Genomic DNA, 12,870 nt, shown 5'->3' on the forward strand with positions numbered 1-12,870 from the left:
GAAGCCCGTTCATGGCCCAGCCGTCCACGACCTACAAGTTTGAACTGAACCTCACCGACCTCGACCGCAGCGTCTACGAGAGCGTCAAGCAGACCATCGCCCGTCACCCTTCGGAAACCGAAGAGCGCATGACGGTGCGCCTGCTGGCCTACGCCCTCTGGTACAACGAGCAGCTGTCGTTTGGCCGTGGTCTGTCAGAAGTGGATGAACCGGCCTTGTGGGAAAAGAGCCTGGATGACCGTGTCCTTCACTGGATCGAAGTCGGCCAGCCGGATGCCGATCGCCTCACCTGGTGCTCCCGCCGTACCGAGCGCACCAGCCTGCTGGCCTACGGCAGCCTGCGCGTGTGGGAAGGCAAAGTGATCCCGGCGATCAAAAACCTGAAAAACGTGCACATCGCTGCCGTGCCGCAGGAAGTCCTGGAAACCCTGGCCAAAGACATGCCACGTGTTATCAAGTGGGACGTGATGATCAGCGAAGGGACAATTTTCGTCACCGACGATCGTGGTCAGCATGAAGTCCAGTTGCAATGGCTGAGCGGCGAACGCGGCTGATCTTTCGCCGCCCATTCGAATTGCACGGTTTTATCCTACGTACTGAAAAGAAGCCCCTGTCACCCCATGCGCATCGAACCTCGTCTGCTGCCCGCCACCCTGCCATTTCTTGGTGATATTCCGCCGCTGCTGACCCGCCTGTACGCGGCGCGGGGTGTGCAGTCCGAAGCCGAGCTGGACAAGAGCCTGGCACGGTTGATTCCGTTCCAGCAACTCAAGGGCATTGATGCCGCCGTGGATTTGCTGGTGACGGCGCTCGAACTGCGGCAGCGGATTCTGATCGTCGGCGACTTTGACGCCGATGGCGCGACAGCCAGTACTGTCGGCACGTTGGGTTTGCGCCTGCTGGGCGCGGCGCATGTCGACTATCTGGTGCCCAACCGATTCGATTACGGCTACGGCCTGACACCGGAAATCGTCGCGGTGGCGCTGGAGCGTCAGCCTCAACTGCTGATCACCGTGGACAACGGTATTTCCAGCGTCGAAGGCGTGGCGGCGGCGAAAAAGGCCGGGCTCAATGTTCTGGTCACCGATCACCACTTGCCCGGCGATGAACTGCCGTTGGCCGACGCCATCGTCAATCCCAATCAGCCGGGTTGCGAGTTCCCGAGCAAGGCGCTGGCCGGTGTCGGGGTGATTTTCTATGTGCTGATGGCCCTGCGCGCGCGCTTGCGCAGCCTCGGTTGGTACGAGAGCAAGCCGCAACCGAACATCGGCGAACTGCTTGACCTGGTGGCGCTGGGCAGCGTGGCCGACGTGGTCCCGCTGGACGCCAACAACCGAATTCTGGTGCATCAGGGCCTGGAGCGAATCCGCGCCGGTCGGGCCCGCCCCGGAATCAAGGCGATTCTCGAAGTGGCCAAGCGTGATCACGCGCGCATCACCTCCACCGATCTTGGCTTTATTGTCGGCCCGCGCTTGAACGCGGCGGGGCGTCTGGATGACATGAGCCTGGGCATCGAATGCCTGCTGACCGAAGACGCAAGCCTGGCCCATGAAATGGCCGCGCAGCTGGACGGCATGAACCAGGACCGTAAATCCATCGAGCAAGGTATGCAGCGGGAAGCGCTGGCCCAGCTCAAGGATTTGCCGGTGGAATCGATGCCGTTCGGTTTGTGCCTGTTCGATCCCGAGTGGCACCAAGGCGTCATCGGAATCCTCGCGTCGCGGATGAAAGAGCGCTATTTCCGTCCGACCATTGCCTTTGCCGACGCCGGCGATGGCCTGCTCAAGGGCTCGGGGCGTTCGGTCCAGGGCTTTCATATTCGTGATGCTCTGAGTGTTGTCGCGGCGCAGCATCCGAACCTGATCACCAAATACGGCGGTCACGCCATGGCCGCCGGCCTGACGCTGCCGGAAGCGAATTTTCCGTTGTTTGCCGAAGCCTTTGACGAAGAGGTACGGCGGCAGTTGCGCGAAGAGGACCTGACCGGACGTCTGCTGTCGGATGGCACCCTGGCGGTCGAAGAGTTTCACCTGGAACTGGCCCGCGCACTGCGCCATGCCGGCCCTTGGGGCCAGCATTTCCCGGAGCCGCTATTTCACGGGGTGTTTCAGCTGGTCGAACAGCGTGTGGTTGGCGAACGGCACCTGAAGGTGGTGCTGAGAAGTGAGTGCGGTTCGGTCAAGCTCGATGGCATAGCGTTTGGCATTGACCGCGACATCTGGCCGAATCCGACCATCAAGTGGGTGGAGTTGGCCTATAAACTCGACGTTAACGAGTTTCGCGGCAATGAGACCGTTCAGCTGATGATTGCCCACATCGAACCGCGATAAATCGCTAAAGATCAAAAGTCGCAGCCTTCGGCAGCGCCTACTTCGATCCATGTAGGAGCTGCCGAAGGCTGCGATCTTTTCTTGAACCCGCCGATATTCCCCGTTGTCGACTAGGCTCTAAGCACTGCTTGATTATCCTTGTGACGTCTTGTCGAATTTTTGCCCGCGGGGGCGGGTGCTGCGCTTTTTTCCTGTCACTCGTCGACTTTTCAAACAGAACCCTGGAGCCTGACCACTGATTTGAGAGGTGCCCCATGAGTCTGCTGCTTGAACCCTATACCCTTCGCCAACTGACCCTGCTCAACCGCATTGCGGTATCGCCGATGTGCCAATATTCCAGTGTCGATGGCTTGGCCAATGACTGGCACCTGGTTCACCTCGGCAGCCGCGCCATTGGCGGCGCGGGGCTGGTGTTTACCGAAGCCACCGCCGTCACCGCCGACGGTCGTATCACCGCGCAAGATCTCGGTCTGTGGAACGATGAACAGATTGAGCCGCTGCAACGCATTACTCGCTTCATCGCCGCTCAGGGCGGTGTTGCCGGCATTCAGTTGGCCCATGCGGGGCGCAAGGCCAGTACCTATCGGCCGTGGCTTGGCAAGCATGGCAGCGTAAAAACCGAAGAGGGCGGCTGGTTGCCCGTCGGTCCGTCGCCGATCGCATTCGACCCTCAGCACACGCAACCCAAACAACTCGACGACGGCGAGATCGCTGACGTCATTCAGGCCTTTGTCGATTCGGCGAAACGCGCGCTGACCGCCGGTTTCAAAGTGGTCGAAGTGCATGCCGCCCATGGTTATCTGTTGCACCAGTTCCTTTCGCCCCTGAGCAATCAGCGGCGTGATCAGTACGGCGGTTCATTCGAAAATCGCATCCGGCTGGTACTGCAGGTCACCGAAGCGGTGCGTGCGGTGTGGCCTGAGGAGTTACCGCTGTTCGTGCGGGTGTCGGCCACCGACTGGGTGGAGGATGGCTGGAATCCTGATGAGACCGTCGAACTGGCGCGACGCCTCAAAGCCTTGGGTGTGGACCTGATTGATGTGTCGTCGGGCGGCACGGCGGCCAACGCGGAAATTCCTACCGGGCCTGGGTATCAGACACGCTTCGCCGAACGTGTACGCAAAGAGTCTGAAATTGCGACCGGCACCGTAGGCATGATTACCGAACCGGCGCAGGCCGAGCACATTCTGCGAACCTGTCAGGCCGACATCATCTTCCTGGCTCGTGAACTGTTACGCGATCCGTACTGGCCGCTGCACGCGGACGATGACCTGGGCGGGCGCAAGGCCGTCTGGCCGGCGCAATATCAGCGGGCGACGCATCGTGATCAGCCCATTCATGAATCGGATTTGCGTGACTGAACATCAAAAGATCGCAGCCTTCGGCAGCTCCTACATGGAACGCATTCCCCTGTAGGAGCTTTCGAGTGAAACGAGGCTGCGATCTTTTGATCCTGACCAGCGCCCTGGTCAGGCCGCTTCGATCTTGCTGCGGTTCTGCTCGACCTTGTTCAGGTAATCCTTGAGCTTGTCCTGTTCCGCGACAGTGGTGAACAACCCGAGCTTGCTGCGGCGCCACAGGATGTCATGCGCGCTGGTGGCCCATTCTTCGCTGCACAGGTAATCGACTTCGCGGGTGTAGAGACCACCGCCAATGTGATCGCCCATGTCGCTCAGGTTCTGTACGCCTTCGAGCATGCGCCATACACGGCTGCCGTAGGTGGTGGCCCAACGACGCGAAATTTCGGTCGGCACCCAGTCGTACTTGTCGCGGATCAGCGAGTTAAGTGCTTGCGGCGTGGTCATGTCCTCGCCGCCCGGCAAGGTCGCGGTGGCGGTCCAGCTCGGCTTGATGTGCTGGAAGTACGGCGCCAGTTGCGCCAGCGCCGACTCGGCGAGCTTGCGGTAGGTGGTCAGCTTGCCGCCGAACACTGACAGCAGTGGTGCCTCTTCGCCGCTACCCGACAGCGCCAGGGTGTAATCGCGGGTGACGGCCGACGGGTTGTCGGACTCGTCGTTGCACAGCGGACGCACCCCAGAATAGCTGTGGAGGATGTCGTCGCGGCTGATCTGCTTCTTGAAGTGGGCGTTGACCACTTTCAGCAGGTAATCGGTTTCGCCTTCGGTGATCGCCACTGTTGCCGGATCGCCGGTGTACTCGCGGTCCGTGGTGCCGATCAGGGTGAAGTGGTTCAGGTATGGAATGGTGAACACGATGCGCTGATCTTCGTTTTGCAGAATGTGCGCATGTTCGCCTTCGTACAGTTTCGGCACGATCAGGTGACTGCCTTGGATGAGGCGGATGCCGTACGGCGATTCCATCTTCAGGTCGTCACGAATGAACTTGGCGACCCACGGGCCGGCGGCATTCACCAGCGCTTTGGCGCGGATCGAAAACAGGCTGCCGTCAGCGCGTTCCAGGTGCAAATGCCACAAACCTTTGGTGCGTCGGGCGCTGACGCAACGGGTCTGGGTGTGCACGTGAGCACCGTTTTCCCGGGCGGCCATGGCGTTCAAGACAACCAGTCGCGCATCGTCGACCCAGCAATCGGAGTATTCGAAGCCTTTAGTGATTTCACTTTTCAGCGGGCTGTCCGGGCCGAATTTCAAGCTTTTCGAACCGGCGAGTTTTTCCCGTTTACCAAGGTTGTCGTACAGGAACAGACCGGCGCGGATCATCCACGCCGGGCGCAGATGTGGGCGGTGTGGCAGCACGAAGCGCATTTGCTTGACGATGTGTGGCGCCTTGGCCAGCAGCACTTCGCGCTCGGCCAGGGCTTCGCGCACCAGGCGGAATTCGTAATGTTCGAGATAGCGCAGGCCGCCGTGGATCAGTTTGCTGCTGGCGGAGGAGGTGTGACTGGCCAAGTCATCCTTTTCGCAAAGGAACACCGAAAGGCCACGGCCGGCGGCATCCGCTGCGATCCCCACACCATTGATCCCGCCACCGATGACGGCGATATCGTAGACCTCGGCGAGAGGGGGCGTAGGCAAGGTAGAAGTGGACATCGGCAAAGGCCTCGGGACTTTTTGATTTTCTGTATTTGAATTCGAACATGAATGTTCATTTGCGAAAATATTAGCCCATAAAGACGCGCACAGCCAGTCAGCTTCGATTGAAAATACTCATCGAAGGGCCGTTAAAAGAAAATATTCGAACATTAAAAGCAAAAGATCGCAGCCTTCGGCAGCTCCTGCAGGTTTGAGTGAACCTGTAGCTGCCGAAGGCTGCGATCTTTTGAGGCTGAAAAGCCTTAAACGACTTCCAACCGAATCTTGTGCTGATTCAACAACTGCATCAGCGCCGGCACCGGCTGCTGATCGGTGACCAGGCAATCGATCAGGCTGATCGGCCCCAGGCGAATCATGGCGTTGCGCCCGAATTTGCTGGAGTCAGCCGCCAAAATCACCTGTCGGGCATTGGCGATGATCGCCTGGGACACCCGCACTTCCTGGTAATCGAAATCCAGCAGGCTGCCGTCTTCATCAATACCGCTGATGCCAACCAGGGCGAAGTCGACCTTGAACTGGTTGATGAAATCGACACTGGCCTGACCGACCACGCCACCATCACGCCGCACATTGCCGCCAGTCAGCAGCACGTCGAAGTCGTCCTTGGCACTGAGCATCGAGGCCACATGCAGGTTGTTGGTGATGATTTTCAGATGATTGTGATTGAGCAGCGCCCGGGCAATCGATTCGGTGGTGGTACCGATGTTGATGAACAACGACGCGTGATCGGGGATCTGGGCGGCAATGGCTTCGCCGATACGCTGTTTCTCGTCGCGCATCTGATCGGCGCGCATGGCGTAAGCGGTGTTTTCGACGCTGGAGTCGTAGGCTGCGCCGCCGTGGTAGCGACGCAATAAATTGGCTTCCGCCAGCTGATTGATATCGCGGCGGATGGTCTGCGGTGTAACGACGAACAGCTGGGCCATCTCCTCGATACTCACATAGCCGCGCTCGCGGACCAGTTCGAGGATTTGCTGCTGACGGGGAGGCAGATTCATGGGGCGTCCTTTGGGCTGCCGTGCAAAATTTGCCCATGATGCCGCAGGAATCCGCTCCCTGCCAGTTACAACCAGATGCGCGTCCTGTCCTTGGCTTATTCAGCCCCTTCCTGGGGTTCCCAGTCGCGAGTACGGCTGACGGCTTTTTTCCAGCCGGCGTAGAGTTTTTCTTTCGCCACTTCGTCCAGCGTCGGTTCGAATTTGCGTTCGATCACTGCCTTGCCGCGCAACTCTTCCAGGCTGCCCCAGAAGCCGCAAGCCAGGCCGGCCAGGTAAGCCGCACCCAGCGCCGTGGTTTCGCGCATTTGCGGGCGTTCGACTTGCGTGCCGAGGATGTCAGCCTGGAACTGCATGAGGAAGTTGTTCGCCACCGCGCCGCCATCCACGCGCAGGGCCTTGAGACGTTCGCCGGAGTCCTGTTGCATGGCATCAAGAACATCGCGAGTCTGGTAGGCAATCGACTCCAGCGCTGCACGAATAATGTGATCCACGCGTACGCCACGGGTCAGGCCGAACAATGCGCCTCGGGCATACGGGTCCCAGTAAGGTGCGCCGAGACCTGTGAAGGCGGGCACCAGGTACACGCCATTGCTGTCCTTGACCTTGTTGGCGAAGTATTCGGTGTCGTGGGCGTCGTTGATGATCTTCAGTTCGTCACGCAGCCACTGGACGGTGGAGCCGCCATTGAACACCGCGCCTTCCAGGGCGTAGGCCACTTCACCGCGTGGGCCGCAGGCGATGGTGGTCAGCATGCCGTGGTTGGACTTCACGGCTTTTTCGCCCGTGTTCATCAGCAGGAAGCAACCGGTGCCGTAAGTATTTTTCGCCTGACCCGCCTCGACGCACATCTGGCCAAACAGCGCAGCCTGTTGGTCGCCGGCGATACCGCCGATGGCGATGCCGCTTTTTGTATAGCCGTAGATTTCCGACGACGACTTCACTTGCGGCAGCATCTCCCGCGGAATATCCAGTACCTCCAGCATCTTCGCGTCCCACTCAAGTGTGTGGATGTTGAAGAGCATGGTGCGCGAGGCGTTGGTGTAGTCGGTGACGTGGACTTTACCGCCGGTAAATTTCCAGATCAGCCAGCTGTCGACGGTGCCGAACAGCAGTTCGCCGTTGCGCGCCCGTTCACGGCTGCCTTCGACATGGTCGAGGATCCACTTGAGTTTGGTGCCGGAGAAGTACGGGTCGGTGACCAGGCCAGTGGTGTCGCTGATGTATTGCTCGTGGCCGTCGCGTTTGAGTTGCTGGCAGATCTCTGTGCTGCGCCGGCATTGCCAGACGATCGCGTTGTAGATCGGGCGGCCGGTATTCTTGTCCCAGACCACCGTAGTTTCGCGCTGGTTGGTGATGCCGATGGCCGCAACCTGGTCGTGATGCAGGCCGGCTTGCGCCAGGGCTTCGACCATCACGGCGCTTTGGGTGGCGAAGATTTCCATCGGGTCATGTTCGACCCAGCCGGCTTGCGGGTAATGCTGGGCGAATTCGCGCTGTGCGGTGCAGACCACGTTGGCGTCGCGGTCGAAAATGATCGCGCGGGAGCTGGTCGTACCCTGGTCGAGGGCAATGATGTAGTTCTTATTCTGTGTGTCGGTCATGTCGATTGCCTTGGACGAAATAAGGAAGTGAGGTCTGGCGCGCGATTGGATGGGCAGACTCACGCGCCAACGGTATCAAGAAATTCTTGGTTTGCCGTCAATGGCAGGTGTGGTGTTCTTTGTAGCAGGTACGGCGCTCGGCAGATGGCGGGCAATTACCCCGCGATAGGCCGCAGCACCGAGACAGGCACCGACAATCGGTGCAAAAACCGGAACCAGGAAGTAAGGAATATCACGCCCGCCAGTGAAGGAAATGTCACCCCAGCCGGCGAAGAACGTCATCAATTTTGGACCGAAGTCACGGGCAGGGTTCATCGCGAAACCGGTCAGTGGCCCCATCGAACTGCCGATTACCGCGATCAGCAATCCGATCAGGATCGGTGCCAGCGGGCCATTGGGCAGGCCATTGTTATCGTCGGTCAGGGACATGATCACGCCCATCAGGATGGCGGTGATGATCACTTCGACCAGAAAGGCCTGTGACGTGGACAGGCTCGGATTAGGGAAGGTTGAAAATACCGAAGCCAACTCCAGGCTGGCTTCAGTGCCGCGAACCATATGGTGAGTTTGTTCGAAATCGAAAAATAGGTTGCTGTACAGGGTGTAGACCAACAACGCGCCACAAAAGGCACCCGCCACTTGGGCAAAAATATAGAACGGCAGTTTGCGCTTTTCGAAGTCGGCGAAAACGCTCAGCGCGATGCTGACGGCAGGGTTGAGATGAGCGCCGGAAACCCCGGCAGTCAGGTAGATCGCCATGCTCACGCCGACGCCCCAGATGATGCTGATTTCCCACAAACCAAAGCTGGCACCCGCGACTTTGAGCGCGGCCACACAACCCGTACCAAAAAAGATCAGCAGCGCAGTGCCTAGGAACTCGGCCATGCATTGGCTCGAGAGCGACGGTTGTTGTAAAGCGGTTGTCATTGAAACCTCATTCTTTTTCTTGTCTGGCGCTTTTATCCACAGGATCAAAGCGCGTTTTTCACCGAGGCAGGATCCCCATCCTGTTCTCGGTCGACTGTCAGGTGCTGCACTACGACAGTTGTGCATTATTCATATTCGAAAAAATATATACAAGAAACACTACTGTCAAAGATCGAAAGTGAACTGTCGGTCATAAAGAAACTATTAGTCGCATGAATGATTATGACTTTGTGCGATAGAGCCTTTTGTGGACCAATGTCCTAGAATTCGGCGCAATATTTTTCTACTGCCGCCAAGTCTGGAGCTGTCATGACACCCGCATTGGATTTGCTGAAAAAGGTTCGGGCCGAACACCGTGTGCACAGTTATGAACATGACCCGAAGGCTGCGTCCTATGGGCTGGAAGCCGCGGAAAAACTCGGGCTCGAACCGGCCCAGGTGTTCAAGACCTTGCTGGCAGCCAGTGAGAAAGGTGAGTTGCTGGTGGCGGTGGTGCCGGTCGGCGGAAGCCTGGATTTGAAAGCACTGGCTCACGCGGCCGGGGTGAAGAAAGTCGAAATGGCTGACCCAGCAGCTGCGCAGCGTTCGACCGGTTATTTGTTGGGCGGGATCAGCCCTTTGGGGCAGAAGAAGCGCTTGCGCACTTTTATCGACGGTTCCGCACAGCCTTTCGCGAGCATTTTTGTCAGTGCGGGTCGACGAGGTCTGGAAGTCGAATTGGCACCGGCCGTGCTGGCCGAACATACCCAGGCGAAGTTTGCCGATATCGGCCGCGCCTGACGGACCTTGAACCACTGTAGGGGCGAGCCTGCTCGCGATGGATTTAAGAACACCGCTGGGAAACAGACTCCCCGCGTTATCGTTGACGACCATTGCAAGCGGGCTCGCTCTTACATAAAAATTTCAACGAATTCATGCGAAGGCCTGACCAAGGGAGAATGTTATGCAGCTTGAGTTTTATCAGGTCGATGCGTTCAGTGATCGTCCATTTGCCGGTAACCCTGCGATGGTCTATCGGCTGGATGCGTGGCTTACGGATGAGTTGATGCAGAAGATCGCTGCCGAGCACAACCTCGCTGAAACCGCTTTCGTGGTGCGCGAAGGCGAGGGCTGGCACATTCGCTGGTTCACACCGACCACCGAGGTTCCGCTGTGCGGTCACGCGACCCTGGCCAGCGCTTACGTCCTGTTTGAAATCTATAAGGAAACGGCCGAGCGCCTGGACTTCACCTGCAAGTCCGGCCCGCTGAGTGTGAGTCGTGAGGGTGGGCGCCTGTGGCTGGATTTTCCGGCAATCGTCCCTTCGGAAGTGGGCGTGACACTGGATGTCGAGCGTGCGCTCGGTGTCGAAGCTGTCGACGTACTGGGCTCGAATGAATTGTTCGTGGTGCTGGAGTCCGAGCAGGCAGTGCTCGATTGCAAGCCGGACATGGTCGCCCTGGCGAAACTGCCATGGCTGGGCGCTATCGTCACTGCCCGGGGCAATAAACACGATTTCGTCTCGCGCTACTTCGCGCCGGCCATTGGCATCAATGAAGACCCTGTGACGGGATCGACCCATTGCAGCCTGATCCCGTACTGGTCGAGACGCTTGGGTAAATCGAGCCTGACGGCTTACCAGTGTTCAACACGGGGCGGGGAATTGTTCTGTCGCCTGGAAGGGGATCGGGTGAAGATTGGCGGGAATGCGACGTTGGTGGCCAGCGGCAAATTGATATTGGGTTGAAACGAAAAGATCGCAGCCTTCGGCAGCTCCTACAGGAGTATGCATTCCATGTAGGAGTTGCCGAAGGCTGCGATCTTTTGATGTTTATCAGATGGCGGTGCTGTAGCGCCGAACACCCGACTCAACAACAGGAATCTGCGCCGCCGTGCTGCCGTTCGCCTGGAACAACACCAAGTGTTCCGCCGCGACACGAATGCCAACCTCTGCGCCGACCAGATGATCGACATGGCTCGGGAAGATCGACTCCAGCTGGGCACCCGTAGGCAATTGCAGGCGATAGAGCGTCGAAGCGCCCTGGAAGGACTTGCCGACTATCCGTGCCTTCAATGCGCTGTCCGGCGCATAGACGATATCGTCCGGACGCAGCAACACGTCCACCGCGCCGCCGACCGGCCAGTTGTAGGCTCGGTTGCCGCGCAATTCACCGAGTTCGGTTTGCACTGATTCCGGGCTGCTCAACTGGCCACGAATGAAGTATCCCTGGCCGATGAAGCTGGCCACATAAGGGGTCAGCGGTTCGTGATACAGGTTGTAGGGCGTGTCCCACTGTTCCAGCCGGCCTTCCTTGAACACGCCGACATGATCACTGACCGCGAAGGCTTCTTCCTGGTCGTGGGTCACCAGAATTGCGCTGGTACCACGGGCCTTGAGAATGTCGCGCACCTCATGGCTGAGCTTGCGGCGCAATTCGCCATCAAGGTTGGAAAACGGTTCGTCGAGCAGCAGCAGTTGCGGTTCCGGCGCCAGGGCACGGGCCAGGGCGACACGCTGCTGCTGGCCACCGGAAAGCTCATGAGGGAAGCGCTTGCCGAGGTTTTTCAGGTTAACCAGTTCCAGCAACTCTTCGGTAACACGCTCCTTCTTTGGATGCTTGCGGATACCGAAGGCAATGTTGTCGGCCACGCTCAAATGCGGAAACAGCGCGTAGTCCTGGAACACCATGCCGATGCGACGTTTTTCTGGGGCGAGGGTAAAACCGGCGCTGGAGATGGTTTCTCCAGCCAGCTGGATGTCACCTTCGTGCACCGGTTCGAAACCGGCAATCGCACGCAGAGTGGTGGTCTTGCCACAGCCTGAGGAGCCCAGCAGGCAACCGATGTCGCCGGCGTTCAAATGCAGGTTGAGGTTCTGCACCACACGCTGGTCTTGATAGCCGCAGGCGAGGTTACGCAGGTTAAGCAGTAATGGCTGGCTCATGCGTGGTGATACGAAGGCGGAACGAGAAATTCGAGCAGGGCCTTTTGCGCGTGAAGACGGTTTTCCGCTTGATCCCATGCGACCGAACGCGGGTCGTCGAGCAGGTCGACACTGATCTCTTCGCCACGGTGGGCTGGCAGGCAATGCATGAACAGCACGTCTGGCGCGGCCAGGTCGAGCAGGGCACGGTTGACCTGGTACGGCGCGAACAGTTGCAGGCGCTTGGCGGTTTCCTCTTCCTGGCCCATCGAGGTCCAGACGTCGGTGCTCACCAGATGGGCGCCGCGTACGGCATCCTTCGGATCGCGAACGATAGTGACCCGGTCACCGGCCTCGGCCAGGAACTGCGGATTTGGCTCGTAGCCTTCCGGGCAGGCGATGCGCAGCTGGAAGTCGAACTGGATCGCCGCTTCTATATAGCTGTTGCACATGTTATTGCCATCGCCGATCCACGCCACGGTCTTGCCCTGAATGGCGCCGCGGTGTTCGAGGAAGGTTTGCATGTCGGCCAGCAATTGGCATGGGTGCAGGTCATCGGACAGGCCGTTGATCAGCGGGACGCGCGAATTGGCGGCGAATTCGGTGAGGGTACTGTGGGAAAACGTACGGATCATCACCGCATCGAGCATGCTCGACATGACGATGGCGGCGTCGCTGATCGGCTCGCCACGGCCCAACTGGGTATCGCGTGGCGACAGGAAGATCGCCTGGCCGCCAAGCTGGATCATGCCGGCTTCGAACGAAATGCGGGTGCGGGTCGAGGACTTCTCGAAAATCATCCCGAGCACGCGGTTTTTCAGGGGCTCGAACAGTACGCCGCGGTTACGCAGGTCCTTGAGCTCAACGCCTCGACGGATCACGCTGACCAGCTCTTCGGGCGTGCAATCCATCAGGGAGAGAAAGTGCCTTGCGCTCATCATTGACTACCTTTTTGCTACAAACCGCAGATGCTCAAAGCCTTGTTTAACGGAACAACGGGCGAGACCTGCGGCGTAAGCCGCACGGGGCGACGAAATAGGGGAAGGCGCGATCTTATAATTAAATGTCGCGTCTTACCAATAGGGCTACGGTTTTTAGGGG

Annotated in this window: 11 protein-coding genes; 5 read left to right on the forward strand and 6 right to left on the reverse strand. The window is 58.9% G+C overall.

All coding sequences use genetic code 11. The features are described from left to right. The first annotated feature begins 11 nt into the window (after positions 1-11). The 3 genes from KUF73_RS19565 (at position 12) to KUF73_RS19575 (ending at position 3,691) form a co-directional block, all read left to right on the forward strand. Positions 12-554 (forward strand): YaeQ family protein, encoded by a 543-nt coding sequence (locus KUF73_RS19565; RefSeq protein WP_053155117.1) that lies wholly within the window; start codon positions 12-14, stop codon positions 552-554. Positions 555-620: 66 nt separating this feature from the next. Continuing rightward, positions 621-2,330 (forward strand): single-stranded-DNA-specific exonuclease RecJ, encoded by a 1,710-nt coding sequence (recJ, locus tag KUF73_RS19570; protein WP_218439697.1) that lies wholly within the window; start codon positions 621-623, stop codon positions 2,328-2,330. A gap of 254 nt (positions 2,331-2,584) precedes the next feature. Next, a complete protein-coding gene (locus KUF73_RS19575) occupies positions 2,585-3,691 on the forward strand; it encodes an NADH:flavin oxidoreductase/NADH oxidase (protein ID WP_218439698.1) in 1,107 nt (368 codons plus the stop codon). A 108-nt stretch (positions 3,692-3,799) separates the two neighbouring features. On the opposite strand, the gene glpD is transcribed toward KUF73_RS19575, so the two are convergent. The 4 genes from glpD to KUF73_RS19595 form a co-directional block, all read right to left on the reverse strand. Continuing rightward, positions 3,800-5,338 carry a glycerol-3-phosphate dehydrogenase gene (glpD, locus tag KUF73_RS19580; protein WP_218439699.1) on the reverse strand — a complete coding sequence of 513 codons (1,539 nt, stop codon included), beginning with the start codon at positions 5,336-5,338 and terminating at the stop codon, positions 3,800-3,802. A gap of 245 nt (positions 5,339-5,583) precedes the next feature. Beyond that, on the reverse strand, positions 5,584-6,339 hold the full coding sequence (locus KUF73_RS19585; RefSeq protein WP_218439700.1) for a DeoR/GlpR family transcriptional regulator: 756 nt from the start codon (positions 6,337-6,339) through the stop codon (positions 5,584-5,586). A 95-nt stretch (positions 6,340-6,434) separates the two neighbouring features. Beyond that, positions 6,435-7,940 carry a glycerol kinase GlpK gene (gene glpK, locus KUF73_RS19590; RefSeq protein WP_218439701.1) on the reverse strand — a complete coding sequence of 502 codons (1,506 nt, stop codon included), beginning with the start codon at positions 7,938-7,940 and terminating at the stop codon, positions 6,435-6,437. 75 nt (positions 7,941-8,015) lie between these two features. Continuing rightward, positions 8,016-8,867, reverse strand: a complete 852-nt coding sequence (locus tag KUF73_RS19595; protein ID WP_218439702.1) for an MIP/aquaporin family protein — start codon at positions 8,865-8,867, stop codon at positions 8,016-8,018. A gap of 309 nt (positions 8,868-9,176) precedes the next feature. Between KUF73_RS19595 and ybaK the strand changes: the two genes are divergently transcribed. Continuing rightward, complete coding sequence (ybaK, locus tag KUF73_RS19600) at positions 9,177-9,647, forward strand: Cys-tRNA(Pro) deacylase (protein ID WP_218439703.1); 471 nt, start codon at positions 9,177-9,179, stop codon at positions 9,645-9,647. Positions 9,648-9,810: 163 nt separating this feature from the next. Continuing rightward, on the forward strand, positions 9,811-10,593 hold the full coding sequence (locus KUF73_RS19605) for a PhzF family phenazine biosynthesis protein (protein ID WP_218439704.1): 783 nt from the start codon (positions 9,811-9,813) through the stop codon (positions 10,591-10,593). An 87-nt stretch (positions 10,594-10,680) separates the two neighbouring features. Here KUF73_RS19605 and KUF73_RS19610 read toward each other — a convergent pair whose 3' ends face one another. After that, entirely contained in the window at positions 10,681-11,790 is a 1,110-nt protein-coding gene (locus tag KUF73_RS19610) for an ABC transporter ATP-binding protein (RefSeq protein WP_218439705.1), read from the reverse strand. Further along, complete coding sequence (gene argF, locus KUF73_RS19615; protein WP_218439706.1) at positions 11,787-12,707, reverse strand: ornithine carbamoyltransferase; 921 nt, start codon at positions 12,705-12,707, stop codon at positions 11,787-11,789. The genes KUF73_RS19610 and argF overlap by 4 nt, the downstream gene beginning before the upstream one ends. Positions 12,708-12,870 lie beyond the last annotated feature (163 nt).

Origin of the sequence: Pseudomonas sp. PD9R, assembly GCF_019200975.1 — a bacterium.
Lineage (GTDB): Bacteria > Pseudomonadota > Gammaproteobacteria > Pseudomonadales > Pseudomonadaceae > Aquipseudomonas.